Raw genomic sequence first — 24716 nt, forward strand, 5'->3', positions numbered from 1 at the left:
ACTGCGTCAACCGGTTGCCTCAGGAACCGGCATCGGCTGCCACCAAAACGGAGCTTGCATTCGACAGGCTGCGAATGATCAAATCCCTGATCGGAATGCCTGCGTTGTTGGGGGAACACATGATGTTCAGGATGATCGCGATTGTCGCCGGCTTGGGTCTGGCGCTCGCCGCCCCGGCAGAGACCCAGGCGCCGCGCAAGGGCGGAACCATCCGCATGACGGCGCCCTACGGCTCGAGCTTCACCAGCCTCGACATTCACACCACACAGCGCGCCCAGGACGAGATCTACGCCAAGGCGCTGCACCGGTCGCTCTACATCTGGAATTCCGCGGAGGGCAAGCCGGTTCTGGAGCTCGCCAAGGAGGACGTGGTCTCGGGCGGCGGTCTCGTTCACACCTTCAAGCTGCGCGACGACGCCTATTTCCACAACGGCCGCAAGATGACGGCCGACGACGTCATCTGGTCCTACAACCGCATCATGGACGGCACCAAGGCCTATCCCGGCGCGCGGTTTGTCCGCGTGATCGAGGGCGCGGCCGCGGTCGAGAAGGGCCAGGCCAAGGAGATCTCCGGCCTCAAGAAGATCGACGACTTCACCGTTGAGATGAAGCTGACCGAGAAAGTCGATCCGGGCTTCTACTTCTTCACGGCGCTGACCTCGATCTATCCCGCCGACGAGGCCGCCAAGGAGAGCTTCATCCAGAAGCCGATCGGTCTCGGGCCCTTCAAATTCGTCGAGCACGTGCCGGGTTCGCGCATCGTTCTGGAGCGGTGGGACCGGTTCTACAAGCCCGGCAAGCCCTACGCCGACAAGGTCATCGTGTCGATCATGGGTGAGGCCGCGGCGCGCGATGTCGCCTTCCGCAACAAGGAGATCGACACCTCGGTGCTGGGCCCTGCGCAATACGTCGCCTATCAGTCCGACGCCGACCTCAAGGGCACCATCGTCGAGGTCGCCGAGGTCTTCACGCGCTACATGGGCATGAATCCCTCGTTCAAGCCGTTCACCGACAAGCGCGTCCGGCAGGCGATCAATTACGCGATCGATACCGACCTCATCATCAACAAGCTGGTCAAAGGCAAAGCCTATCGCGCCACCAGCTGGCTGCCGCTGACCTCGCCCGCTTACGACAAGGCGATGAAGCCTTATCCCTACGATCCCGCCAAGGCCAAGCAGCTGCTTAGCGAGGCCGGCTATCCCTCCGGCTTCGAGTTCGAATGGACCACCAGCCAGAACGAAAGCTGGGGCCTGCCGATCGTCTCGGCCGTGATCCCGATGCTGGACAAGGTCGGCATCAAGGCGAAGGTCAAGCAGGTCGAGACCGCGGTGCTGGCGGAAGTGGTGCGCAGCGGCGACTACCAGGCCTTCATCTATTCGCAGGCGACCGGCCCGGATCCGCAGGCCGCGCTCAAATGCTTCCACTCCTCGACGCCGCAGCCGGCCTGCAACTACATGAACTACAAGAATGCCGATTTCGACAAGCTGATCGATGCGGCAGGGCAGGCCGACGATGCCGCAAAGCGCACCGAGCTGCTGCAAAAGGCCAATGCGCTGCTCTATGAGGAAGCGCCGGTCTGGTTCTTCAACTACAACAAGGCGGTCATGGCGGTGCAGCCGTGGCTCAAGGGCGTTCAGCTCAATGCGACGGAGCTGACCCATCAGAACGTCGAAGATCTCTGGGTCGACGAGACCTCGCCCGCGAAGTGACATGCGCTCTCGCGCTCCCTCCATCGCGACGAGCGGTGGGGGGAGAGAGGAAAAGCCTGGATGCTCTCGTTCCTGCTCCGCCGTCTCCTGCAAACCATTCCGACCGTGCTCGCCGTCGTGCTGCTGGTCTTCGTGCTGTTCAGCGTCGTTCCCGGCAGCATCGTCTCGTCCATGAGCGACGACAGCGATCCCCAGGTCGAGCTGCGCATGAAGAAGCAGCTCGGCCTCGACGATCCCCTCTATCTGCGCTTCGGCGTCTACATCGCCAAGCTCGTAACAGGTGATTTCGGCACCTCGTTCCGGACCCGCGAGCCTGTCACGACCATGATCGCCAAACGGGCATGGCCGACGCTGCAGCTCATCTTCACGGCCATGACGTTTGCGATTCTGATCGGTGTTCCACTTGGTTTCATTGCAGCGCTGAAACCAGGGGGCATCGTCGATACGCTTGCCATGGTCCTGGCGGTGTCGGGCCTTTCCATTGCCAAATTCTGGCTCGGGCTGGTTTTGATGTATCTGTTTGCGTTGAAGCTCGGCTGGCTGCCGAGCTTCGGCTATGGCGATGGAGGGCTGAAATATCTGCTGCTGCCGGCCGTGACGCTCGGCGTCTCGCCGATGGCGCTATTTGCCCGCACGACGCGCGCCGCGGTCCTCGAGATCATGACCGCTGATTTCGTCCGCACCGCGCGCTCGAAGGGCATGAGCGAGACCCGTGTCGTGAAGTGGCATGTGATGCGCAACGCGCTCGTCATCATTCTCACCACCGTCGGCCTTCAGTTCGGTGGGTTGATGGGGCAGGCGGTCGTGGTCGAGAAACTATTCTCCTGGCCGGGCATCGGTTCGCTGCTTGTCGACAGTGTGCTCCAGCGCGACATTCCTGCCGTCCAGGGCTCCATTCTCGTGGTGGTGCTGGCCTTTCTCGCGATCAATCTGCTGATCGACGTGCTCTACGGCGTGATCGATCCCAGGATCAGATACGCATGAAGCTCCGCGCCAATCTCATCATCGGTGGCGCGTTGTTCGCGCTCGCGATCCTGGTTGGCCTGCTCGCGCCCTGGCTGGCGCACACCGATCCCGTCCTGGACGCCAACCTCATGAACGCGGAGGAGCCTCCGAGCTGGACCTGGTGGTTCGGCACCGACGACCAGGGCCGCGACATCTATTCCCGCGTCGTCTACGGCGCGCGCGTCTCGCTGACCGTCGGTATCGTCTCGCAGCTCATCAACAGCGTCATCGGCGTCGCGCTGGGCTTGAGCGCGGGCTATTGGGGCGGCTGGTGGGACGATTTCGTCAACGGCCTGACCAATCTGATGCTCGCAATCCCCTCGCTGATCTTCGCGCTCGCCATCATGGCGGTGCTTGGCCCCGGCCTCACGAGCCTGCTGATCGCGCTCGGCCTGACCAACTGGTCCTTTACCTGCCGGATCGCACGGGCCTCGGCGCTGTCGCTGAGGAGCCAGGGCTATGTGCAGGCGGCGACCGTGCTCGGCTACGGTGATCTCAGGATCATGATCACGCAGCTCTTGCCGAACATGCTCGGACCTATCGTCGTGATCGGCACGCTCGGCATGGGCAGCGCGGTCCTGTCCGAAGCCGCCTTGTCGTTCCTCGGCCTCGGCGTCCGCCCGCCCTTTCCGAGCTGGGGCAGCATGTTGTCGGATGCTCGCGAGCAGATCACGACGGCGCCGTGGCTCTCGGTCTTTCCGGGCCTTGCCATCTTCCTGACGGTGCTCGGCCTCAACCTGCTCGGCGACGGCCTGCGCGACATTCTCGATCCCCAGTCGCGGAGCCGGCGGACATGACGGGCGCGCCGCTGATCGAAGTCGAGGATTTGCGCATCGATCTCGACGACGGGGTGAGGCGCGTCGCGGCGGCCGAGGGTATTTCATTCCGCATCGATCGAGGCGAGACATTCGGGCTGGTCGGCGAATCCGGCTGTGGCAAGAGCATCACGGCGCTCGCCTTGATCGGGCTGTTGCGGCAACCGTTGTCGATCGGCGGCGGCGTCATCCGGTTTGAGGGGCGGGAGATCCAGCACCTTTCCGCGGCCAGGCAGCGGGAGCTGCGTGGCAATCGCATCGCCATGATCTTCCAGGAGCCGATGACGGCGCTGAACCCGGTCTCGCCGGTGGGGCGGCAGATCGCCGAGATGTTCGTGCTGCACAAGGGCAAGAGCTGGCGGGAAGCCAATAAGCTGGCGGTCGAGGCGCTGGCGAGCGTCCGCGTCCCCGCACCGGAGCGGCGCGTCAACGATTACCCGCACCAGCTGTCCGGCGGCATGCGTCAGCGCGTCATGATCGCCATTGCGCTCGCATGCGGTCCGGATCTTCTGATCGCCGACGAACCGACCACCGCGCTCGACGTGACCGTGCAGGCCGAAATCATCGAGCTGATGCGCAATCTGTGCGCCGAGAGGGGGACGGCGATCCTGATGATCAGCCACGATCTCGGCCTCGTCGCCAATGTCTGCCGCCGCGTCGCCGTCATGTATGCCGGCCGCATCGTCGAGGAGCGCGGCTCGGCCGATATCTTTCGAGCGCCTTCGCATCCCTATACGCAGGGCCTGGTCGCCTCGCTGCCGCGGCTGGGCAGTCGGGCCGCGCTTGGCCGCACCAGGCTCAAGGAGATCGCGGGCGTGGTTCCAGCCATCACGAATTTCCCGGAGGGCTGCCGGTTCAATCCGCGCTGTACGCAGGCCACCGGGATTTGCCGCACGGTTGCGCCGCAGACGGATTTGCTGGAGGCCGGCGGTTTCGTCCGGTGTTACCACCATGCATGAGCCGCAATCCATGCGGAGTGATGCGAGGCCGGACGACGATGTCATTCTCAGCGTCGAAGATCTCGCGGTTCATTTTCCGATGGGGGGCGGCTGGCTCGGCCGCAGCCGGCGGGTGCTCCGTGCCGTCGACGGTGTCGATCTCAGGCTGAGACGAGGCGAATGCCTCGGCCTCGTCGGCGAGTCCGGCTCGGGCAAGTCGACGGTCGCATTGTCGATCCTGGGTCTGTTGACGCCGACGCGCGGTCGCATCGTGCTGGACGGGCAGGTGGTGACGAACAGGCAATCCGGCGACCGAAAGTCGCTGGCCCGCACCGTGCAGATCGTCTTTCAGGATCCCTACGCCTCGCTCAATCCCCGCCAGACCGTCCGCCGCACGCTTGAAGATCCCCTGCGTGTGCATGGCGTGACCGCAAAAAGCGAGATCGAGGACCGTGTTGCGATGATGCTGCGGCATGTGGGCCTGCGGCCGGAGCAGGCCGACCGCTATCCGCATGAATTCTCCGGCGGCCAGCGCCAGCGCATCGGGATTGCCCGCGCCCTGATTCTCAATCCCAAAATCGTCATCTGCGACGAGCCCGTGTCGGCGCTCGACGTCTCGATCCGCGCCCAGATCATCAACCTGTTGCTGGAACTGAAGGAGACGCTTGGTCTTTCCTATATCATGATCAGCCACGACCTCGGCGTCGTCGAGCACATGAGCGACCGCGTCGCCGTCATGTATCTCGGCCGCATCGTCGAGAATGGCGACTGGCGCGAGATTTTCGAGCGGCCGGCGCACCCGTACACGCAAGCCCTGATCGCCGCCATCCCCGATCCGCTGCGTCATGCACCGCTAGCGACGACAGGGGGCGATCTCCCCAATCCGCTCAATCCGCCGAACGGATGCGCCTTCAGCCCGCGTTGTCGGTACGCGGAGGCCGTGTGTCGCCACGAGCCGGGGCCGGTGCTGGAAACGCGAGCCGACGGGCACGCGGTGCGATGCTGGCGGGCTGACGAGATTGCGGGGCAGATGCAATTGGCTTCGACCGAGGGCGGGCATCCCTAGGGATGGAAGGCGCGTTCGTCGCGGTCAGAAGCGTCGCTCCAGTGGCCCGCTAGTCACGCCCGGTCCGCCCTGACGGGCGGACGATTTTTGGGGCCCGCCCATGAGCCATCGCGTGGGGTTGATCCTTGGCGCGGTCCAATCGCGTACCGCCCTATTTTCATGTGTGCTACATGGTTCGGTAGCAAGATGTAGCAGGAAAGGCAGATCATGACTGACGATCAGGTCAATCTCGTCGTTCAGCACCTTTGCGAGCAATTGCACTTGGCGCTCCGGTTGAAGGGCAGCGAGGCTCATCCACCAAACGCCAAGGATATTGGATTCGATCCGGCCTCTGTGAGAACCGTATTGCTGACCGGCTTGCGTTCGGCGGGTGTCACGACCCACCACGAGGCGGTCGGGAAGAGCGAAGAGCCGCCGTGGTCCTAAACACAAAACGCGGGACAGAAGCCTCGCGCCAATGTCTCAGTTGGGTCAGCAGCCGACAAATCCACTACAGCGTCCATAGGTCTGTTAAGGGCCATCGGCGGACGTGATTGCCTGTGAATAATCTAGCAGTCCGGGCCGCGGAGCGGCACCGGTCGAGGTGTTGGATCATCCGGCCGCCGGAGCCGAACAACCACCCAGTCTCTAAGCGGAACGCAAACCTACCCGGCGCCGGAAACTAGATTGCCGACACAGTTTCTCGACGAAACGAATGTGGGCTAAGGGGTGTGCGTGTGGGCAGTCGCAAGCTGTTCTATCTCGGGCGTTCGGCCGCCGCAGTTAGCACAGGATAGCGGGCATAGAGCGTGTCGACGCGGTCCCGCCACATCGCCACGAACGCACCCGAGGTGAGACTATCGACAGACTTCCATTCGCGTTTGACCGCAGGCAGCGTGTTACCCCAGATAGCGCGCTTGCACCATCGCTCGCCCTTCGCCGAGCCCTCCTGGGTTGCGCACATCGACTTCCAGGCAATCCGCTGCGGACGGCTGATGTGTTGGGCGGCTCCTTCCCAGCCCTGCTGGTGGATCAGGTAAAGGTCGGAAAAGGTCGGCTTCTTCTGCGTCAGTATTTCGAATAGCGCAGCCTCGCTGAGAAACTTGTAGGCGGCACCCATAGCGTTGTCGCGAGGATTGAGGATGTCGCCCGATCCATATTTGCTGAATTCAAACTTGCTCAGCTGGAACAGGCCGATATAGGAGCCGGTGCGTTGCTTGGGATTGAAATCGGATTCGATTTTGGCGACCGCCTTCATGAAATTGACATCGACACCGAACGCTTCGGCTGCACGTTCGATCTCCTGGACGGGCGTTCCGAGCGGAACGTCGCTCAACGCCGACAAGGCGATCTTTGCGGGTTTCTCCGGCGGCGGAATTTCCGAGTAGACGTAATATTTGAGATACGACGATTTGCCTTCGCCCGGATTGGGCGAAGCAACGGGCGGACGGTCCTGCAGTAGCGTTGCCGAGTTCTCGGGCGACGCTGCCTCAAGGCTGGCGACCTGCAACATTGGCCCTTGCGAAGTGGTTACACCGGACGGCGGCACCGAGTCCGGCGCCGCGGCGCTGAATCCCGCCGCAACGATCGCATTAGCCGACAATCCTGTATCGAATTTCGTCTCGATGGCTGGGGCCGGAAACGCGGCGCCGGCATTTGTCAGGACCGTCGTCACATTCAGCGGGATGCCGCTGAATGCATCAGCCACTCTTGCATTCGGCGTTGCGATGCTTGGGCGCGGTAACGTGATCTGACCAATCGCGGCAAGCGAAGTCGCTGTCAGCGCGCCGGCAATACAGCTTGCTTGCCAAATCTTCAATGTCGCCAGCCGCGCGGCCGCGGTCCCCCCATTTATGTCCCCGACTTGGCACGCAGATTAAGGAGGCGAGGGGATGACAATGGGGCGCACCTGTGGCGCAGGTGCGGCCAGTCTCGGCCGCGTCGCCAAGATTGCCTAAATTGGAAGTTGCGGTTGTGATGCGCCTCCTGCCGAGGAACAGGACGGGCGCCATATCGCGCAACTATCGCTAAACGAGGCATCTTCGCGCGTTAGCGCATCGAGACCGGCGCCCGCGCGCACGCCGCTCCCAAGCATCTCGAGGCCGCGACGTCGCAAGACCCGAGCACGGTTCGCTGGGATGGACAATCGCAATCCGCTTTACGACCGCTCGCGTCGGTCTCAGCGGAGCCGATCTAGCCAAACTCAGGTCTGCCGTGACCGTTGTCTCCGCTCGGGCCAGAGCGTTGCAGCTTACCACAGCGCCTGCCGCACATGTCCGGTCTGACCTCAACGGCTGACTCTTCGGACGTCATCGCGAACATCGCCTTCGGGCCAAAAGCTGAAGTCACGGTCTCATTCGATGGTGGCATTGGCACGGGCGAGCAGCGCCGGTGAAATTTGCACACCCAGCGCTTTGGCGGACTTGAGATTGATGATCAACTCAAACTCAGTTGGTTGCTCAACGGGCACATCGACGACTCTAGCACCTCGCAACAGCTTCGCGACCTGACGGGCGCATTGGCGGAAGACCACGCTTAATCGGGGCCCATAAGCAATCAGGCCGCCCGCCTCAGCTTCTTCGGGCCATTGCAAAATGGCTGGTAAGGCATGCAAGGCAAAGCGGTCGCGGATCAGAAAACGAAGAGCGCCGCCCAGGATAGGGGACGCCAAGACATTAACTGCGTCGACCGGCGTCGCCTTCATAGCATCTATGGCACGGATGGCTTCGGTCTCGGACCGTGCGGAAAATGGAACGACCTCGATGCCGAATGCATGCGCAGCACTTTCGAGAGCTTCGAAGTTTCGTATTGGCTCGTGATCGGCAAACAAAGCTATTCTTCGAGCTCCGGGAAGTGCCTCATGCAGCAACTCCAATCGCTTCACATCGAGCTGAAATGCAAAGATCGCGACGCCTGTTGTATTGCCCTCAGGATGCGGCATTGAGGCGACCAGTTTGCTGCCAAGCAAGTCATCGGCAAGCGCAACGATGGGAACGCGCTGAGTTGCGTTCTGTGCAGCACGAGCCGCGTCTGGTCCGAATACCACGAGCACATCCGGCAGCGCCTTGGTCAACTCAACGGCGACCTTCGCGTAAGAGGCGGGGGCTACGCCAATGGCCCGACTATCGATCTCAAGATTATGTCCCTCGACAAATCCGGCCTGGCCAAGTTCATCGAGGAGGGTTTGCGGTCCCGCTGTTGCTAAGATTGCAACGCGATACTGTCGCCCGGGCTGTTGCGCTCGTGCAACGCTCGAGCTCATCGCCGCACCGGAGAGAAGGGTCATAAACTCGCGGCGTCTCATACCGCCTCCAGGCTAAGGCGTCTCCGCAAAGTGCGACGTTTTAGATTTCTCCGCTCGGTGCTTGCAACTACAGGCTATTCCAAGTTTAGCGGGCTTCCTAGCGGCTGGATGTCTGATTTGGGTCATGAACGACAAAGCTCGAACTGAGCACAATAGGTCTGCTTTCGGGCAAATTGCCACCAATCCGCTCGGTAGCAGGCTGGGTTGATCCTGACCGCCGAGCCGTCATTCAAGCTCCCGATGAGGAGGCGAGTGCGGCTCGAACGACCGAGCTGGGCTTGAGCTTAGCGCTCGTCAGACACGCGATCGCCGCATGATGATGTTCTGATCCTGTTTTGCCCGAGGTCTCCAACGTCGTCGCGGCGAGGCTGTGGATTGCCGGTCAAGCCTATCGTCTGATGCCGACCAGACGGGGGCGGCGATTGGCGAGCGAGTTCTCGGCCGGCAGGGCGCGCAACCATTCGCGGAAGCTGACGATCTCGGGGCAATCCGCGGTGCCTTCAGGCGCAATCAGCCAATCACCGAGGCCTGATCCCTCATCGATCCGGTCGCAGCGATAGCCCGGATGGTGGCCGAGACCGCGGGCGATCAAGAGGTCGACCTTGCCCTCGACCAATTCGTGCAGGCCGGCCGGCTGCAGCACCCGCAAACCGATCTCCACATGCGCGCTGCGAAACTCCGCCAATTCGAGGCGGCGCAAATCGAAGCTGCCATGGACCCCCAACTGCAGCAGCACCGCACCCGCCGGCTTCAATTGCGAGGTTGCCTCCGCAATGTGGCGAAAGCCTTCGGAGACCCCGGGCAGATAGGCCTGACCGGCCGCGGTGAGGATCAGCTGCTTGTGCAGCCGCTCGAACAGCTGCACGCCGAGGCGTGCCTCCAGCGCTTTCACCTGCTGCCCCACAGCGGCAGGCGTCACGTGCAGCTCGTGCGCGGCCAGCTTGAAGCTGAGATGCCGGGCGGCGGCTTCGAATGCGCGGAGCGCGTTGAGCGGGGGAAGGGCGTAGGTCATCGCACCGCAGTTTGACACCGATGGGCCTTGGGCTTGCAATAGATTTTCTTGCGCTGAACCGCAGGAATGATGCTTTGCGCTGAGGCGATATCGCCGGATACGGTCGGCCTGCAATCCGGAGACCCCCCATGCCGCGCCGAATCGATCATCTCGTCATTTGTGTCCACGATCTGGAACAGGCCGCGCTGGATTGGCAGCGGCTTGGCTTCAACCTCACGCCGACCGGCGTGCACCCGTTCGGAACGAGCAACCGCCTGGCGCAGTTCGCCGACAATTTTCTGGAGTTGCTGGCCGTCACCGACAATGCGTTGGTGCCGCCTGCCACGCCGAGCCATTTCAGCTTCGCGGCCCACAACCGCGATTTTCTTGAGACCGCAGAGGGAATGTCGATGCTGGTCCTGCACAGCACCGACGCCCATGCCGATGCCGCGCGTTTCAGGGCCGACCGCATCGGCGATTATGCTCCGTTCGATTTCGGCCGTGACGCGGTGCTCCCGGGCGGGGGAACGGCGCGCGTCGCGTTTTCGCTGGCCTTTGCCACCGATCCCGCCATGCCCGGGATCGCGTTCTTCACCTGCCAGCAGCGTCACCCGCCGGAACTGTTCTGGAAGGCGCAGTATCAGCGCCATCCCAACGGTGCCCTCCGTGTGGTCGAGGTGGTGATGTCGGCGGCGGAGCCGGCGGCGCATCGCCGCTTCCTCGAGCGCCTCACGGAAGGCACGGCCGAGCTTGCGCCCGGGCGGCTGACGATTGGTGAGCGCGGCAATCAGATCACCTTGCTTGACCCGTCCGAGTTGGCACGCCGGCTACCGTGCCTCGCGAACAGCACGTCGCCGCGCTTTTGCGCGGCGCGTCTGGCGGTCGCTGATCTGGATGCGACAGGGCGAACGCTGAAACAGAACGGCGTCGGCTTCGCGATGACCGGTGCCGTGCTGTTGGTACCACCCGCCACCGCGCATGGTCTGGCGCTCGAATTCGTCGAACAGGAGGCAAACTGACATGGCTCACATCGTCAATCACAATCCCGCGACGGTCCATCCTCCCGCCGGCGGTTACAGCATGGGACTTGAATTGACGCAGCATCGTCGCCTGTTGTTCATCAGTGGTCAGGTGCCCGAGAAAACTGACGGCGCCGTGCCCGAAGGTTTCGAGGCGCAGTGCGCACAGGCCTGGCGCAACGTGATCGAGGTGCTCGCCGCCGCGGGCCTTGGCGTCGAGCATCTGGTCAAGGTCACCACGTTCCTGACTGACCGGACTCAAGTCGTGACTAACCGCACCATTCGCAGCAAGGTGCTCGGCGAACATCGGCCGGCGTTGACGGTCGTGGTCGTCGAGACTGTTGACAGCAAATGGCTGCTGGAGATCGAGGCGATCGCCGCGGAATGAAGCCGGCTTCGCCAACCTTGCAACGAGCCGTCAGGTGTCCAATGGCTGAGATGATCCATCCCTTCTACCAGACGCATCGGAGCGCAATGGAGACCGCCATGCGTGAGCGGCTCGACCTTGCCGAAGCGATGCTGCGCGAGCGCACGCATCTCGTCGACATCGACGGGATCAGGCGGGAGGTGATAGACGAATTCGAGATTGTCCTCACCCAGATGCCCTATGTCGGCGGCGCGGCAAGCCGCATGAGCGATTTCTTCATGCGTCTCATGGGCTTTATGGCCGTCAGCCGGGTGCTGCGACGACACGGGGTGCCGGTGCCTGTGATTGGCGAGATCGAGCGAGACACCTACAAGGCGCAATTGCTGACCGTATCAGAAGCGGAGCGTCTCGCCTCAGGGCGGCAATTCATGTCACCGGGGAACCAGGACTTGCTGCGCGAGCAGGCGGCAAGGAGCGTTACAAAAGCTCATCAGGAGGAGTTTCCGGAAGACTTCGTCTACGATTTCGTAGAGCCGGGTCCGCAAGACAGCTTCGAATTCGGCATCAACTACACGGCCTGCGGCTTCTGCAAGCTCGCAGCGCGCCACGGGGACAAGGACATCCTGCCGAACATCTGCGGCCTCGATTTCGTCGCCTACGCAGCGCGCGGCATCCGCCTGGAAAGGACACAAACGCTGGCGGGCGGCGCGAGCCACTGCAATTTCCGCTTCTCGCGGTTCCCGCCGGATGAGGCCGTGAACCCATAATCGGCCGCGCTGACGGCTCGCGAAAGTCCGCTATGCCTCGGTAGCGATCAAATTGCGCATCGCAGCGAAATGACGCGATGGGCCATAAGTGGACTCATGCACCGCAGCAAGCTTGGTTCACGTCCAGCGAAGCCGCGCCAGGATCGCGCGACCCATGATCCAGTCCTTGTCACTTTCGGTGAGGAACGGAAGCTCCTCCGTGAATTGCGTCACGCGCTGCCGGTAGGTGGCCCGGGCGAATGAATTGGTGACATCTGTTCCCCAGTGGCAGCGCTCCGGGCCGTAGGCGTCGAACAGGCGGTGGATATGCGGGATCACGTCACGGAATGGATACGGCTCGGTCGAAATCAGCGGTACCGACGATAACTTCACCGACACATTCGGATATTTTGCGAGCGCGACCGACTGGGCGATGGCTTCCGGCACCGTGTTGTTTCTCCCGGATTCCGATGAACCAGGACGAGGGCGCAAGCCCGCGCCGACGCCCATGTGGTCGATGATGAGTGTAAGTTGCGGGTGTCGCTCGGCGATGCGCGCGAACAGCGACGTCTGGCCCGACGTGAGAAACATCACAGGCAGGCGGGCCTTCTCCGCCGCCGGCCAGAACCAGTCCGCGGTTCCGTCTGTCAGCCACGCCGCTTCGCCGGGGCCGAAGTTCAACCTCACGCCCAGCACGCCGGGCTGGTCGCGCCAAGTCGCAAGCCGTGCTGCGCGGTCGGGCTTGTCGAGGGCGACACGCGCCATGATGGCGAAGCGGCCCGGGGACCGTTTGACCGCCTCCTGGGCATAGTCGATGCGCTCGCCTTCGAGCGACACCGGCGGAACGATGACGACGCGATCGACGCCAGCCTCGTCCATCAGTGGAGTTATCCGCTCGATGGTGAAGGGCTCCGGAAGCTGTGGTTTGCCACCGGCGAGCCAGGGTCTTTCCGGGGTGTTCGCCGGCCACAGGTGAACCTGCGAATCGACGATCACTCGTTTTTGCTGCGCGACTGTTGCCGTGGCGTGCTGCATTGACAGCGCGACGCCGGTCGCGACGGTGCCGGTCAGAAAACCACGGCGTGAAGGCATGTGATGTCCTTCCTGTTCTATAGTTTTAGTCACGACATGATGGTGATCGACACGGCGCCCCTGAGCGGGGATCATAGCAATTGGCTTGCAATATTGGCGATCACATCAGGAAATTGCGAACATAGAAATAGGGGTCAACGGTCAATTTGCGCCGCAACAGTCCTGAACCGCGCATGTCTCAGGTGGGTCAAAAGCCGCCCATGGGGCGGCCAAACCGGGCGGCGTCCGCTCTGCATTCAAAGATGCCATGGCCCAAGTGGGCTGTCCTGATCGCCGATCGACCGGCACTGCATGACGTGCTGTTCGTCCTTCCAACTTTCCAACCGTTACGTCACACCGGTGTGTCCGGCTGTAATCTCGTTTACGCCGTGAGAGCGGCGGGTACCTGGTAGCGTTCGTTCCTGGCCATCATCGCCCATGCCATCCTGGCGAGTTTGTTGGCGAGCGCGATGGCAGCGAGCTTGGTGGGTCGCCACGCCAACATCGCGGTGAGCCAGGGCCGATGCCGGGCGCCATGGATCTTGGCATAGCGGATCACGGCGAGTACGTTGGCGCGGAAGCGGCCTTTGAGGTCGCTCCGGATGGAGTCATCCGCGTCGCTATGCCATTTAAGGCCGGTGTCTGCTCGTCCGTAACATCGGTAGCCACTGAGAGAAGGGTTCTTGTGAGTTCGGCCGAACTTCGTCGCGCAGGCAGCCGATGTCGCCTTGGGGTCAATCTCGACATTCTTGCAGTTGGCCAGCCACGCCGTCACCTCTACGCGCTAGCGCAGCAGATGAGCTAGATCTGCTCGGGGTCATTGGAGGCAACGGTCTCCTTGAACAGCTCAACCCTGCCGTGCGTGTTGTCTGTTAGCGCAAAGACCTCGTAAAAATCGATCTGCGGCTTCATGCCGTAGCGCTGGATGATGCCCTCGAGCCACGGCCCGGTATAGAACGCCGTAGCGTCCTCGATACGCTCCCACTGGTACACGCCACCCGCCCAGCCGCTTTCGGACCAGATGAAGTGCTTGCTGATCAGCCCCGTCACCCCGCGGAAGTTGGGGGCGATCTTGTGAAAGTGCTCGCGACACGCGGCGTAGTCGATCTTCGGCGGCAGTGTGTATCGTACAATGGCGGTAATCATGCGACCTCCTTGTAGGTATGGCCCGGCGCAACATTGATGCCATTCCCGGGATCAAGCTAGCGAAGCGGGAAGCCGACCATTCCAGAGCATGCTGAACTTAGCGTCGAAGTTCAGCCTATCCTGCGTGATCTCGGTACAGGCGTTGCTCAATTCGCGGAACGCAGGCTTCATGCATGCTGGTGCGTGTGCCCAATTCAGATATTGACCATCTACTCGCGCCGATCGCGATCAAATGCGACAGACGCCGCCGTGAGTAGGTCAACACGATTGACAAGAGCCTTAATCGCCGCGCAGCTATCTCCTTCCAATTTTTTGCGTTAATGTGAGGCTCTTCACACCTGTGTAGCAGACGGGCTCGGATGATGCCCAAAGAGAGGTGAGCTAAGGCCCCGCAAAGCGCCGCCCAGTTCTATTCCATTCACACGCGAGTTTGGGAGTGACACATGGAAAAGCGCGAAATTGGCAACAGCTTGACGGAAGGTCTGACCGAAGCGAAGCGGGGCGCCTTCTCCCGCCGCTCGGTGCTGACGTTGGTTTGCACCCTCGGCGCTGCGGCGCCGTTTGGAATGTTCGGAGCGGCTCGCGCGCTGACGGCATCCGGGACTGGATCGCTGTCTTATATTCCTGGCGAGCCTCTTATTTGCCGCGCCGCAGCGAACAGCGAAGAGCTGCAGGGCCCACCCCGTCAACTCAAACTTGCCTGGAATGCGAACGCGGCGTGCACCGTCGCTGCGGCAGTCGCAAAGGAGCGGGGTATCTTCGCCAAGCACAACCTCGATGTCGAATTCGTCAATTTCGGCGGTTCGACCGACCAGTTGTTGGAGGCGATTGCAACTGGCAAGGCGGATGCCGGTTTGGGATTGGCCCTGCGCTGGCTCAAACCGCTGGAGCAAGGTTTCGACGTTCGGATCACCGCGGGTGTGCACGGCGGCTGCATCCGGCTCCTCGGCTCCAAGGCTGCGAATATTGACAGCCTGGAATCCCTGCGCGGCAAGGCTATCGGGATTAGCGATCAATCGAGCCCAGCGAAGAACTTTTTTTCGATCTACCTCGCCAAAAAGGGCATCGATCCGGCCCAAGAGGTAGAGTGGCGCCAGTACCCGGCCAATCTGCTCGCGCTTGCCGTCGACAAGGGCGAAGTGCAGGCGCTGGCCGAGATAGATCCGCTGCCCTACCTCTGGCTCAAGGAAGGCAAACTCAACGAGATCGCGACGAACTTGACGGGCGAATTCGCCGACCGCACCTGCTGCGTTCTCGCGATACGTGGCAGCCTCACCCGAAGCGACATGCCGGTGGCGGCCGCTCTGACCCGATCGATACTGGAGGGGGCAGACCTAGTTGCCAGCGATCCCGCCGATGCCGCAGCAATCTATTCGGGCTACGGCGGGAGAGGATCCGTAGGGGATCTCGCCACCATGTATCGCAGCCATACTCACCACAATCACCCGGTCGGGGCCACGCTCAAGAAGCAGCTTCTACTCTACACCGACGAACTCAAGGCAGTGAACGTCATGAAGCGAAGCACTGACCCGGCCAAGTTCGCCGACCGGATTTATCTTGACGTTCTAAGCTGAGCCGATTGGGAAGATTCGCAGTGAGCTCGGTCATCGATGAAGTGCCGAGGCCATCACAGAAATCTGGTTTCGGCTTCTTTGAAAGTTCGACCACTCGGTCGTTGATCGGCGGACTGTCTGTGGCCGCCGCATGGCTTGTGGTTGCCGCGCTCACTGCGTTCTGGCCGGATAAGCCCGAAAGCGATTGGACCTACACGGGCAGCTTCGCCATCGCCTGCGCCGTATTGGCCGTTGCCCTTGCCTTGGCAGCCTTTGCAGGCGTTCGTTTTGGTGCTTTTCAGCGTCTCCAGCGGCTCTCCCCGTGGCTGTTTGCGCTCGCGCTGTTTTTTGCTGCCTGGGAGGCCGTCACGGCGAAGCTCGGATTGCTGCCGTTGCCGTTCTTTCCGCCGCCGCAGGCCATTGTCGAAGTCGTAATCGATGATTGGGGGCGGCTGGCTGAAGGCATCTTCGCCTCAGCGCGTCTGCTCGCGACCGGTTATTTTCTCGGTGCGGCGGTGGGGTTCGTAACCGGCGTGGCGATCGGCTGGTCGCGGCTCGCCGGTTATTGGATCCATCCAGTTTTGCGGTTCATCGGGCCGCTGCCCGCGACAGCTTGGCTGCCGCTCGCATTTTTCGTTTTCCCGTCGAGCTTCAGCGCCAGCATTTTCCTGATTGCGCTCGCCACCGGGTTTCCGGTCACCGTGCTGACCTGGTCGGGCGTCGCCTGCGTGAAGAGCGCCTATTACGATATTGCGCGGACATTGGGAGCAACCCAGCGCTTCCTCGTGCTCAAGGTTGCCATTCCGGCGGCAATGCCACATGTCTTTGTCGGCCTGTTCATGGGTCTCGGCAACTCGTTTGCGGTTCTTGTCGTAGCCGAGATGCTGGGCGTGAAGGCGGGGCTCGGCTGGTACCTGCAATGGGCGCAAGGTTGGGCGGCCTATGCCAATATGTACGCCGCGCTGCTGCTTATGGCGTTCTTGTGCTCCGGGCTGATCACGCTGCTGTTCCGCTTGCGGGACCGCCTGCTATCCTGGCAGAAAGGTCTGGTGCGATGGTAGCGGCGATCGCAAGCGATCACGCGGTCCGTGGATCGACGCTAACGCTCCGCGAAGTGAGCCACAGCTTCGATCTCGAAGGGCAGCCCCTGCCGGTATTGGACCGCATCAGCCTTCAGGTCGGCCGCGGCGAATTTGTCGCTCTCCTGGGTCCGAGTGGGTGCGGAAAATCGACCCTGCTGCGGCTGGTCGCGGGGCTCGACACTCCAACAGCCGGCTCCCTGCTAGCGGAGGGAAGAGAGATCGAAGCACCCGATCCGTCGCGCGTCGTCGTTTTTCAAGACCCAACGCTCTATCCATGGCGGACGGTACGGAGCAACGTTGCACTCGGTCTGGAAGCCCGCGGGTTGCTACGCACTCATGGCGGGCGTATCGAAGACGCCTTGCGCCTGGTGGGGCTCACGGGCTTCGCCAATGCCTACCCGCACCAGCTTTCCGGTGGCATGGCGCAACGCGCCGCTCTGGCGCGTGCGCTTGTCAACGACCCGAAGCTGCTCATTCTCGACGAACCTTTGGGCCAGCTCGACTCGCTGACGCGCATCGCGATGCAGGCGGAACTTGTATCACTTTGGCAGCGCTCGCGCTTCACGGCGCTGCTTGTCACGCACGATGTCGAGGAGGCGCTCTTGCTCGCCGGCCGCGTCATCGTGCTGAGCGACCGACCTGCACGGATCAAGGCCGAAGTCGTCAACAGCCAGCCCTATCCTCGCCACCGGGGCGATCCGCACTTCGTTGAGCTTCGTCGCGAGGTGTTCGAGCAACTCGGCCTCGATGAGGCATGGTAGCCGTCAAAAGGAGCTCGCCGTGACGGATATTTTCATACGCATCACAGAGCAAGCAGCACGGCGTGCTTGCCGCGATCGCAACGCGATTGTGTTAGCGGCTATGTAGCCACCTCGTGGGGATCTATAAATTTGGGAAGCGCACGGACACTTCGATGACCTCAGAATTCAACGTCCACAACGCCGCGGGCTATGAGCAGCTCATGGGCCGCTGGAGCCGAAGACTCGCGGGGCTCTTCATCGACTTCACAGGGGTTTCCGACGGCGAAAGGATTCTCGACATCGGCTGCGGCACCGGTAGCCTGACCTTCACGCTGGCCAGAGCCGCCGACCTCGCCGAGATTACCGCGATCGACTATTCACCAGTCTTTGTCGAGGACGTGATCCGGCGCAACACAAACCCGCGAATAAAAGTCCGGCAGGCTGATGCCTGTGCACTGCCCTTTGAGGGCGGCACGTTCGATCGCGCTTTGGCGCTTCTCGTGCTCCACTTCGTTCCCGAAGCGGGCAAAGCAGTAGCCGAGATGCGCCGCGTCGTTCGGTCCGGCGGCGTGGTCGCGGCAGCGGTGTGGGATCATCTCGGCGGCATGCCCGGCATGCGAATGATGGTCGACACGGTCGCGGCACTCGGTGAAAGCGGGCGCCAGCTGCGCAGTCGCTATTGCTTTCAACCGATGATGCAGCCGGGCGAACTGCGACGGACTTTTGCCGAACAGGGTCTCGTGGACATTGCCGAAGTGGAGCTGATGATCCGCATGGACTACAAAAGCTTTGCCGACTATTGGGCGCCGATTGCCGCTGGCGAAGGTCCGCTCGGTACGTATGTGGCAGCGCTCGACGCTGCGGAGCGAGCGCGCACCGATGCCGCCGTGCGCGATGCCTACGAGGCCGGCCGGCCAGATGGCCCGAGGTCCTTTGCAAACGTCGCGTGGGCGTGCCGAGGCATCGTTCCCTAACTCACCGGCCAGAGCCGTCTCTTCGGAGGTCCTGAACCCGAAATCGTTCACCGAATCGCGCGGCGGCCTTCGGAATTGTCGCGATGGGCGAGGTCAGCTTTGGGGTCAGAAGCAGCGGCCGAGGGGCACGCGAGAGAGGTCCGGTCTGCCCCTGACAGCCGATACCTGCGAGGCTTCTTGGGCTTCTTCGGCTCGGGACCAAAATGGACCTTCGGCTCTACTGGGCCGTCCCCATCGGACTGGCTGCTTTGAGCCAGATCAAGGTAGAACTTCAGGCCGGCCATATCCTCAATGCTTGCCGAGGTGGCGATGCAAAGTCGTTGCGGAAGTGTGCCCGTCCTTGCGCTGGATCACGACATTGCAAGGAGATCGCCGATGATGGAGCCGCGCAATCGAGTTGTTCAAGTCAGCCTCTTCGGTGATCCCGAGAGGCTGGAGGTGGTCGACGCTCCCTTGCCGACCGCCAGCCGGGGCGAGCTGCGGGTCCGTGTACTTGCGTCGAGCCTCAACTACACCGAGGTGTTGATCAGGCGCCATCTATACCCGCAAACGATGGGCCTCCGGCCGCCGTTCGTAATGGGCTACGACGTGGTCGGGGCAATCGATCAGCTCGGTGAAGGCGTGCACGACTTTCAGATTGGCGACCGCGTGGCCGACATGACGGTGGTCGGGTCAAACGCCGACTATCGCACGCTTCGGGCGAACGACGTGGCCCGCGTGCCGGAGGGCGTAGACGCGGCGGAGGCGGCCACGTTGATCTTGAGCTGGACGACCGCGTACCAGCTTCTGCACCGCGCGGCCCGGGTCCAGCGAGGCCAGCGCGTGCTCGTGCACGGCGCCGCCGGCGCGGTCGGCCAGGCGCTGCTCGTGCTCGGGAGACTGGCCGGCATCGAGCTGTGGGGCACCGCGCGCGGCGAGCACATGGCGCTCGTCCGAGAGCTAGGCGCAACGCCGATCGACTACAAGCATGAGGACTTCACGCGGGTCCTGCCGGGCGGGTTCGACGTCATCGTCGACGGCGTTGGCGAAGACGGCTATCGCCGCTCATACGCGGCGCTCAAGCCAGGCGGACTGCTCTGTGCCATCGGTTTCTCGGCGAGCGTGCAAGCACAGCGTCGCATGCTCCCTATCGTGATGGAGATCGCGCGCCTTTACCTGTGGAGATTGTTGCCCGGCGGCAAGCGGGCCCGGTTTTACTCGGTAAATGCCATGCGGACGCGACATCCCACCTGGTTCAAGGAGGACTTGGAGCGGCTGTTCGGGCTTTTGGCAACTGGTGCCATCCGGCCGCGCGTCGCCGAGCGGATCTCCTTCGACGAGGTCGCCGATGCTCACCGTCGCCTCGAGACTGGTGGCCTCGAGGGCAAGCTCGTGCTGTGCCCGGATCTCTCGTCGCGACACAACCAGCGGGCTGCCTGAGACGGCGCCAGACATGTATCCACGGATAGATTCCTGGATTGCTTCGCTGCGCTCGCAATGACGGGGGAGATACCGGCCTTTCGAAGCGGGCGCCATGATGACATCCTGCTCCTGTTTTGCCCGACGTGTCAAACGTCGATGCGGTCGCGCTCACGCAATTGCGGGTTTGGTAAGGGGCTGAACTTCCTCATAGCTTCTACTGTGCATGGGGTTGTTTTCGCGTTTTTTGTTTTTGAGGGCCGTCTACTCCGCCGCTTTTTCCCTCAGCCGCTGCGCGTAGACGTTGATGACCAGCGCCGCCAGCAGGATCAGGCCGCGGATCAGGATCTTCAGGAAACTGTCGATGTTGACGTGGTCGAGGCCGTTATTCAGGACACCGAGAACGAACAGCCCGACGATGGTGTTGCCGATGCCGCCGCGGCCGCCGAACAGGCTGGTGCCGCCGACGACGACGGCGGCGATGGAGTCGAGCAGATAGGTGTCGAACTCGTTCTGCTGCGCGCTCCCGAAATGGGCGACGCCGAGCATGCCGCCGATGCCCGAGCACACGGCCGAGATCACCATGACGGCGCCGAGGATGAGCTTGACGTTGAGGCCGGAATATTCGGCCGCTTCACGGTTGCCGCCGACCATGTAGACGTAGCGGCCGAAGCGCGTATAGGTCAGCACCAGATGGCCGCCGAGCAGCATGATGGCCGCGACGATGACGATCCAGGGGATGCCGCCGATCGAGCCCGAGCCGAGCGTGGTGATCAGGCCGGGCACCTTGTAGGCGATCTGGCCGCGCACCAGCAGCGCCGAGACGCCGGCCGCGATCTGCATCATGGCCAGCGTCATGATGAAGGAGGGGATGCCGATCACGGTCAGGCCGAGCGCGTTGACGAGGCCGAGCAGCGCGCAGAGCAGGATCGACAGGATGATCGCGACCGCGCCGGGCAGGGGGATGTTGGCGATGTTGACGTAGGATTCCTGCAGCGTGAAGTAGGCGACCGCGATGCCGGTGACGTTGGCGATGCTGGCGATCGAGAGGTCGATCTCGGCGCAGAGGATCACGAAGGTGAGGCCGACCGCGATGATGCCGGTGACCGACACCTGCGTGAGGATGTTGCCGAGATTGTCCAGCGTCGCGAAGGAGGGGCTGGCAAAGGCGAAGAAGGCGGACAGGAAGATCAGGGTGAGGAACGGCGCGATGTTGCGCATCTGCGAGCGCAGGAAGGGCGCTACGCCGCGCGGCCGCCGACCCGCCGCCAAAGCCGTCTCACTGCTCGCCATGGTGCTTCTCCGTCACGCCGCTTCCAGCAAGCGGTCCTTGCTGACCGGCTCGTTCTTGAATTCCCGCACCAATGCGCCGCGCTTGAGCACGAGGATGCGGTCGGCCAGCGACAGCACCGTTTCCGGCTCGGTCGACAGGACGATGACCGCGAGCCCCTTGGCGCGGAGATCGCGGACGATGTTGATGACGTCGTTCTTGGCGCCGACATCCATGCCGCGGGTCGGCTCGCACAGCACCAGCAGCTTCGGCGGATAGGTCAGCCATTTCGCCAGCGCGACCTTCTGCTGGTTGCCGCCGGAGAGCATGCCGAGGTCGAGGCCGACCACCGGCGGCCTGATCTGCAGCTGCTCGACCTGGCGCCTGGCGATGTCGCGCTCCTGCGCCGGCTTGAGCAGCAGCGACGAGATGCGGTCGAGAATGCTGATCGAGATGTTCTTGTAGACCGGCTCCTGGTGAAACAGCATGGCGCGCCGGCTCTCGGGCACCAGAGCCACGCCGGCGCGCCGCGCCGCCGCCGTGCTGGCGAAGGTTCTTGGCTTGCCCTCGACCGCGAGCGTGCCGCCGTCCGGCTTCAGCTTGCCGAACAGGATGCGCGACAGCTCCTGCTGGCCGCAGCCCATGAACCCGTAGATGCCGAGCACCTCGCCGGCGCGCGCCTCGAAGGAGATGTCCTTCAGGCTGCGTGCCAGCGACAATTGGTCGACCTTCAGGACGACGGAACTGTCGCTCGGCCGAGGCAACATGAGGTCATCGGTGTAGCTGTGCTCGAGCGCCTCGCCGCCGCGGCCGATCATGGCCTCGATCAGCGCGCCCTTGCTGGTCGCGACGCTAGCTGTCTCGGCGACCTTCCGCCCATTGCGGAACACGGTCACCGTGTCGGACACAAGCAGGATGTCCTCGATGAAATGAGAGATGAAGACGATTGCAGTGCCTTCCTCGCGCAGCCGTCGCAGCGTCGCGAACAGCCGCTCGACCTCGGGCGGGGAGAGGGCGGAGGTCGGCTCGTCCAGAATGACGATGCGGGCGCCGGAGAACAGCACGCGGGCGATTTCGATCAGCTGCTGCAGCCCGATCGGGAGGTCGCCGAGCCTGGACATCGGATCGACGTCGATGCCGAATCGGGCGAGCTGCTCGCCGGCCTCGCGCGCCATGCGCCGCCATTGCACGAGGCCGAACCGGTTGGTCGGCTGGTTGCCCAGGAACACGTTCTCGGCGACGGTAAGATCGGGCGCGACGGAGAGCTCCTGATGCACCATGGCGATGCCGGCCGCGTGCGCATCGCGGGCGGAGCGGAAATGCGTCTCCTTCCCGTCGATCAGGAAGCGGCCAGAGAATTCGCTGTGCACGCCGGCGATGATCTTCATCAGCGTGCTTTTGCCCGCGCCGTTCTCGCCGACGAGACCGTGGATCTCGCCGGGTGAGAGCGCGAAGTCGACACCACGAAGCGCCTCGACGCCGCCGAAGCTCTTCGTGATGCCCAGTAGTTCCAGGATGGGCGAACGATCCTCTCGCATGGAGGCTCAGATCAGGAAGTGATCCTGCATCCACTGCATCCCGGCGGCGTTGGCCTTGGTCACGACCGGGCCGTCGGTGACGACGTTCTTGGGAATGCCCTGTCCGCTCTTCTCGCCGCCGACCACGGCGGAAACGCCCGCGATGATGGCGCCGCCATGGATGCGGCAGGACGGATTGCGTACGGTCGCGAACATGCGGCCTTCGCTCACCGCCTGGATCGCCGGTGGCATCGCATCGACGCCGCCGATCAGGATGTTGGTGCGATTGCGCGCCTTCATGATGTTGGCGGCGGCGAGCGCCATGTCGTCATTGTGGAAGAATGCCGCGTCGATCTGCGGATATTTGGTCAGATAGGTTTCCCAGAGTCGCGCGGTTTTCGACACGTCCCAGTCGGCGGGCTGGGTGTCGAGCACCTCGATGTTCGGGAACTGCTTGACGACGGTGTTGAAGCCTTTGGCCCGGCCTTGCGCGCCGGTATGGCCGAGCGCGCCCTGCGTCATGATGATCTTGCCTTTGCCGCCCATGGCGTTGCACAGCGCCTGCGTCACCGAGGCGCCCATGAACTCGTTGTCGGGGGCAAGGAAGGAGTGGACGTTGATCTGGTCGAGCGGGGCAATCAGCGTGTCCATGTCGATCACCGGCGTGCCGGCATCGATCATCTTCTGCACGGGCTGGGTGAGGGTGCCGATGCCGAAGGCCTGGATCGCGACGAAGTCCCATTTTTGCGAGGCCATGTTGTCGATCGCCGCGCGCTGCTTCACCGCATCGAGCTGGCCATCGAACCAGGTCACCTCGACATTGAACAGCTTGCCCCAGAATTCCGCCGCCTGTTTGCCTTGGGCGCACCAGGTGGCCTGGAGGCCCGCATTGGAGAAGGCCGCCTTCAGCGGCTTCTCGGATCGTCCGACCTCGGCTGCAAGGGCGGGGTTTATGCCCATGCTGCCGAGAAGGGCAGTCGCGGCGCCGGCGGTCGCCGCCGCCTGAAGAAGATCGCGCCTCGTCGTCGAGAAATCTTTCGTCCCGGACATCGCTCGCTCCCATAAAATTTTCGTCGGCGCGTCATTGATTGCGCGACCGATGTCCGAAAGTCTCTCACAAGAGTTCCTGCCACTCAATCTGCAATCGATCGCGAGATCGCCGCAGCTTGTGTTGGTGCAGCGCAAAGCGTCAGGCCGGAATGGTGGCGAAGGCGTCGATCTCGGCGAGCAGCCGGTCCCAGGCCTGTGCGATGTCCGGCGACCATTCGTCGCCGAGCAGGTCGCGCAGCGTATCCCTGATGACGGCGAAGAACGCGATGAACAGCTCGCGCGGAGTGCCGTAGCCATCGTGCGAGGCGACCTCGCAGGCGATCAGCCTGAAGTGGCCCCGACGCTCACCAGCGAAGTCGAGGATCGCCTCGATCGTCAGCGCAAGCATCGATCCCATCACCAGCTCGCTGCCCTGCGAGCGGAACATGGTCTGCGTTTCGGGATGCTGTTCGAACAGCCGTTGGTAAACGAGTGGCGTGAGATCCGCGCAACGCGATGCTGCGAGTTCGAAGCTGTTTTCGATTGGATTAGAGGGAGCGCTCATCGGCATCGAAGCCATGCGGGCAAAAGAAGACTTGCGGGCAAAAAAAGAGCGGGGCCCTAGCCCCGCTCGAAAATTGTGTCGACCCTATTATCCCCGATTCTAAGATTTGCTCTTGATTGACGGGGCGACGCTGCGTTTTGCGCGCCAGGGGCTCCTCCCGAGACTTGGACCACCAGACTTCGACCTCACGGTCAGGCCTGAGCAAGAGGGATGCTAGATCAACTTTTCTCACTTGTCATCATTTTCAGCAACGATTGTTCAAAATTAGAGCAGCTGACGAAATGATCGGGCTGTTTTCCTTGTAAGCATATGACAAATATAAGAAATCTGTGGATGGGGCAGGATTGCCGGACTGCCTCAAATGCCGGTCTTCCCCTCGGTGGGGCGGCCCGACCACAGTTTTCGAGAAATTTGCGGTGGGCCAAGAAGCCG

24 protein-coding genes are annotated in these 24716 nt (G+C 62.7%); 14 read left to right on the plus strand and 10 right to left on the minus strand.

Translation table 11 applies throughout. The annotated features are described in order from the left end of the window. The first annotated feature begins 119 nt into the window (after nucleotides 1-119). The 6 genes from AC5ZFO_RS11265 to AC5ZFO_RS11290 all read left to right on the plus strand — a co-directional run bounded on the left by AC5ZFO_RS11265 (nucleotide 120) and on the right by AC5ZFO_RS11290 (nucleotide 5959). Nucleotides 120-1709, plus strand: a complete 1590-nt coding sequence (locus AC5ZFO_RS11265; RefSeq protein ID WP_282523416.1) for an ABC transporter substrate-binding protein — start codon at nucleotides 120-122, stop codon at nucleotides 1707-1709. 60 nt (nucleotides 1710-1769) lie between these two features. Beyond that, the gene (locus AC5ZFO_RS11270) at nucleotides 1770-2693 is read left to right on the plus strand and encodes an ABC transporter permease (protein WP_282523415.1); all 924 of its coding nucleotides are present in this window, start codon (nucleotides 1770-1772) and stop codon (nucleotides 2691-2693) included. Next, entirely contained in the window at nucleotides 2690-3511 is an 822-nt protein-coding gene (locus tag AC5ZFO_RS11275; RefSeq protein ID WP_282523414.1) for an ABC transporter permease, read from the plus strand. Before AC5ZFO_RS11270 ends, AC5ZFO_RS11275 begins: the two co-directional genes overlap by 4 nt. After that, nucleotides 3508-4488: an ABC transporter ATP-binding protein gene (locus AC5ZFO_RS11280; protein ID WP_282523413.1), complete on the plus strand. Its 981-nt coding sequence runs from the start codon at nucleotides 3508-3510 to the stop codon at nucleotides 4486-4488. Before AC5ZFO_RS11275 ends, AC5ZFO_RS11280 begins: the two co-directional genes overlap by 4 nt. After that, on the plus strand, nucleotides 4481-5533 hold the full coding sequence (locus AC5ZFO_RS11285) for an ABC transporter ATP-binding protein (protein WP_282523412.1): 1053 nt from the start codon (nucleotides 4481-4483) through the stop codon (nucleotides 5531-5533). The genes AC5ZFO_RS11280 and AC5ZFO_RS11285 overlap by 8 nt, the downstream gene beginning before the upstream one ends. A gap of 207 nt (nucleotides 5534-5740) precedes the next feature. After that, nucleotides 5741-5959, plus strand: coding sequence for a hypothetical protein (locus AC5ZFO_RS11290; protein WP_063982993.1), 219 nt, complete (start codon nucleotides 5741-5743; stop codon nucleotides 5957-5959). Between the two features lie 310 nt (nucleotides 5960-6269). Here AC5ZFO_RS11290 and AC5ZFO_RS11295 read toward each other — a convergent pair whose 3' ends face one another. The 3 genes from AC5ZFO_RS11295 to AC5ZFO_RS11305 form a co-directional block, all read right to left on the minus strand. Beyond that, on the minus strand, nucleotides 6270-7220 hold the full coding sequence (locus AC5ZFO_RS11295) for a transglycosylase SLT domain-containing protein (RefSeq protein WP_282523411.1): 951 nt from the start codon (nucleotides 7218-7220) through the stop codon (nucleotides 6270-6272). A gap of 645 nt (nucleotides 7221-7865) precedes the next feature. Then, a complete protein-coding gene (locus AC5ZFO_RS11300) occupies nucleotides 7866-8816 on the minus strand; it encodes an ABC transporter substrate-binding protein (RefSeq protein WP_282523410.1) in 951 nt (316 codons plus the stop codon). 388 nt (nucleotides 8817-9204) lie between these two features. Continuing rightward, nucleotides 9205-9828, minus strand: a complete 624-nt coding sequence (locus AC5ZFO_RS11305) for a LysR family transcriptional regulator (protein WP_282523409.1) — start codon at nucleotides 9826-9828, stop codon at nucleotides 9205-9207. 128 nt (nucleotides 9829-9956) lie between these two features. Here AC5ZFO_RS11305 and AC5ZFO_RS11310 point away from each other — a divergent pair, with 128 nt between their 5' ends. Genes AC5ZFO_RS11310 through AC5ZFO_RS11320 form a run of 3 tightly spaced genes read left to right on the plus strand, consistent with a single transcriptional unit; the run spans nucleotide 9957 to nucleotide 11960 of the window. Continuing rightward, nucleotides 9957-10826, plus strand: coding sequence for a VOC family protein (locus AC5ZFO_RS11310; protein ID WP_282523408.1), 870 nt, complete (start codon nucleotides 9957-9959; stop codon nucleotides 10824-10826). Between the two features lies 1 nt (nucleotide 10827). Next, on the plus strand, nucleotides 10828-11214 hold the full coding sequence (locus AC5ZFO_RS11315; RefSeq protein ID WP_282523407.1) for a RidA family protein: 387 nt from the start codon (nucleotides 10828-10830) through the stop codon (nucleotides 11212-11214). A gap of 41 nt (nucleotides 11215-11255) precedes the next feature. After that, entirely contained in the window at nucleotides 11256-11960 is a 705-nt protein-coding gene (locus AC5ZFO_RS11320) for an L-2-amino-thiazoline-4-carboxylic acid hydrolase (protein ID WP_282523406.1), read from the plus strand. 117 nt (nucleotides 11961-12077) lie between these two features. Here AC5ZFO_RS11320 and AC5ZFO_RS11325 read toward each other — a convergent pair whose 3' ends face one another. From AC5ZFO_RS11325 to AC5ZFO_RS11335, 3 genes are all read right to left on the minus strand, one after another. Next, on the minus strand, nucleotides 12078-13031 hold the full coding sequence (locus tag AC5ZFO_RS11325; protein WP_282523405.1) for an amidohydrolase family protein: 954 nt from the start codon (nucleotides 13029-13031) through the stop codon (nucleotides 12078-12080). A gap of 361 nt (nucleotides 13032-13392) precedes the next feature. Beyond that, a complete protein-coding gene (locus AC5ZFO_RS11330; RefSeq protein ID WP_404979839.1) occupies nucleotides 13393-13785 on the minus strand; it encodes a hypothetical protein in 393 nt (130 codons plus the stop codon). 26 nt (nucleotides 13786-13811) lie between these two features. Further along, the gene (locus AC5ZFO_RS11335; protein WP_282523404.1) at nucleotides 13812-14156 is read right to left on the minus strand and encodes a hypothetical protein; all 345 of its coding nucleotides are present in this window, start codon (nucleotides 14154-14156) and stop codon (nucleotides 13812-13814) included. Nucleotides 14157-14599: 443 nt separating this feature from the next. Here AC5ZFO_RS11335 and AC5ZFO_RS11340 point away from each other — a divergent pair, with 443 nt between their 5' ends. The 5 genes from AC5ZFO_RS11340 (at nucleotide 14600) to AC5ZFO_RS11360 (ending at nucleotide 19924) form a co-directional block, all read left to right on the plus strand. Continuing rightward, on the plus strand, nucleotides 14600-15730 hold the full coding sequence (locus AC5ZFO_RS11340) for an ABC transporter substrate-binding protein (protein WP_282523403.1): 1131 nt from the start codon (nucleotides 14600-14602) through the stop codon (nucleotides 15728-15730). A gap of 101 nt (nucleotides 15731-15831) precedes the next feature. Then, nucleotides 15832-16770 (plus strand): ABC transporter permease, encoded by a 939-nt coding sequence (locus AC5ZFO_RS11345; RefSeq protein ID WP_404979841.1) that lies wholly within the window; start codon nucleotides 15832-15834, stop codon nucleotides 16768-16770. Further along, a complete protein-coding gene (locus AC5ZFO_RS11350) occupies nucleotides 16764-17552 on the plus strand; it encodes an ABC transporter ATP-binding protein (protein WP_259258893.1) in 789 nt (262 codons plus the stop codon). Before AC5ZFO_RS11345 ends, AC5ZFO_RS11350 begins: the two co-directional genes overlap by 7 nt. Nucleotides 17553-17704: 152 nt before the next feature. Next, entirely contained in the window at nucleotides 17705-18505 is an 801-nt protein-coding gene (locus tag AC5ZFO_RS11355) for a class I SAM-dependent methyltransferase (RefSeq protein WP_282523401.1), read from the plus strand. Between the two features lie 375 nt (nucleotides 18506-18880). After that, on the plus strand, nucleotides 18881-19924 hold the full coding sequence (locus AC5ZFO_RS11360; RefSeq protein ID WP_496122081.1) for a medium chain dehydrogenase/reductase family protein: 1044 nt from the start codon (nucleotides 18881-18883) through the stop codon (nucleotides 19922-19924). A 243-nt stretch (nucleotides 19925-20167) separates the two neighbouring features. On the opposite strand, the gene AC5ZFO_RS11365 is transcribed toward AC5ZFO_RS11360, so the two are convergent. From AC5ZFO_RS11365 to AC5ZFO_RS11380, 4 genes are all read right to left on the minus strand, one after another. Continuing rightward, entirely contained in the window at nucleotides 20168-21196 is a 1029-nt protein-coding gene (locus AC5ZFO_RS11365; protein WP_028149079.1) for an ABC transporter permease, read from the minus strand. Nucleotides 21197-21208: 12 nt separating this feature from the next. Further along, nucleotides 21209-22711, minus strand: coding sequence for a sugar ABC transporter ATP-binding protein (locus AC5ZFO_RS11370; protein WP_282523399.1), 1503 nt, complete (start codon nucleotides 22709-22711; stop codon nucleotides 21209-21211). Nucleotides 22712-22717: 6 nt separating this feature from the next. After that, nucleotides 22718-23740 carry a sugar ABC transporter substrate-binding protein gene (locus AC5ZFO_RS11375; protein WP_028155964.1) on the minus strand — a complete coding sequence of 341 codons (1023 nt, stop codon included), beginning with the start codon at nucleotides 23738-23740 and terminating at the stop codon, nucleotides 22718-22720. A gap of 139 nt (nucleotides 23741-23879) precedes the next feature. Beyond that, on the minus strand, nucleotides 23880-24284 hold the full coding sequence (locus AC5ZFO_RS11380; protein WP_282523398.1) for a globin: 405 nt from the start codon (nucleotides 24282-24284) through the stop codon (nucleotides 23880-23882). Nucleotides 24285-24716 lie beyond the last annotated feature (432 nt).

It is taken from the genome of Bradyrhizobium sp. Unk1 (assembly GCF_059512345.1).

What these genes read in the sequence shown, in the direction of transcription:
- AC5ZFO_RS11380 (WP_282523398.1), bottom strand. Translation starts at nt 24,284, where the DNA reads ATGAGCGCTCCCTCTAATCCAATCGAAAACAGCTTCGAACTCGCAGCA.
- AC5ZFO_RS11335 (WP_282523404.1), bottom strand. Translation starts at nt 14,156, where the DNA reads ATGATTACCGCCATTGTACGATACACACTGCCGCCGAAGATCGACTAC.
- AC5ZFO_RS11360 (WP_496122081.1), top strand. Translation starts at nt 18,881, where the DNA reads ATGATGGAGCCGCGCAATCGAGTTGTTCAAGTCAGCCTCTTCGGTGAT.
- AC5ZFO_RS11310 (WP_282523408.1), top strand. Translation starts at nt 9,957, where the DNA reads ATGCCGCGCCGAATCGATCATCTCGTCATTTGTGTCCACGATCTGGAA.
- AC5ZFO_RS11320 (WP_282523406.1), top strand. Translation starts at nt 11,256, where the DNA reads ATGGCTGAGATGATCCATCCCTTCTACCAGACGCATCGGAGCGCAATG.
- AC5ZFO_RS11300 (WP_282523410.1), bottom strand. Translation starts at nt 8,816, where the DNA reads ATGAGACGCCGCGAGTTTATGACCCTTCTCTCCGGTGCGGCGATGAGC.
- AC5ZFO_RS11355 (WP_282523401.1), top strand. Translation starts at nt 17,705, where the DNA reads ATGACCTCAGAATTCAACGTCCACAACGCCGCGGGCTATGAGCAGCTC.
- AC5ZFO_RS11270 (WP_282523415.1), top strand. Translation starts at nt 1,770, where the DNA reads ATGCTCTCGTTCCTGCTCCGCCGTCTCCTGCAAACCATTCCGACCGTG.
- AC5ZFO_RS11315 (WP_282523407.1), top strand. Translation starts at nt 10,828, where the DNA reads ATGGCTCACATCGTCAATCACAATCCCGCGACGGTCCATCCTCCCGCC.
- AC5ZFO_RS11290 (WP_063982993.1), top strand. Translation starts at nt 5,741, where the DNA reads ATGACTGACGATCAGGTCAATCTCGTCGTTCAGCACCTTTGCGAGCAA.
- AC5ZFO_RS11305 (WP_282523409.1), bottom strand. Translation starts at nt 9,828, where the DNA reads ATGACCTACGCCCTTCCCCCGCTCAACGCGCTCCGCGCATTCGAAGCC.
- AC5ZFO_RS11365 (WP_028149079.1), bottom strand. Translation starts at nt 21,196, where the DNA reads ATGGCGAGCAGTGAGACGGCTTTGGCGGCGGGTCGGCGGCCGCGCGGC.
- AC5ZFO_RS11325 (WP_282523405.1), bottom strand. Translation starts at nt 13,031, where the DNA reads ATGCCTTCACGCCGTGGTTTTCTGACCGGCACCGTCGCGACCGGCGTC.
- AC5ZFO_RS11370 (WP_282523399.1), bottom strand. Translation starts at nt 22,711, where the DNA reads ATGCGAGAGGATCGTTCGCCCATCCTGGAACTACTGGGCATCACGAAG.
- AC5ZFO_RS11280 (WP_282523413.1), top strand. Translation starts at nt 3,508, where the DNA reads ATGACGGGCGCGCCGCTGATCGAAGTCGAGGATTTGCGCATCGATCTC.
- AC5ZFO_RS11275 (WP_282523414.1), top strand. Translation starts at nt 2,690, where the DNA reads ATGAAGCTCCGCGCCAATCTCATCATCGGTGGCGCGTTGTTCGCGCTC.
- AC5ZFO_RS11375 (WP_028155964.1), bottom strand. Translation starts at nt 23,740, where the DNA reads ATGTCCGGGACGAAAGATTTCTCGACGACGAGGCGCGATCTTCTTCAG.
- AC5ZFO_RS11350 (WP_259258893.1), top strand. Translation starts at nt 16,764, where the DNA reads ATGGTAGCGGCGATCGCAAGCGATCACGCGGTCCGTGGATCGACGCTA.
- AC5ZFO_RS11265 (WP_282523416.1), top strand. Translation starts at nt 120, where the DNA reads ATGATGTTCAGGATGATCGCGATTGTCGCCGGCTTGGGTCTGGCGCTC.
- AC5ZFO_RS11340 (WP_282523403.1), top strand. Translation starts at nt 14,600, where the DNA reads ATGGAAAAGCGCGAAATTGGCAACAGCTTGACGGAAGGTCTGACCGAA.
- AC5ZFO_RS11285 (WP_282523412.1), top strand. Translation starts at nt 4,481, where the DNA reads ATGCATGAGCCGCAATCCATGCGGAGTGATGCGAGGCCGGACGACGAT.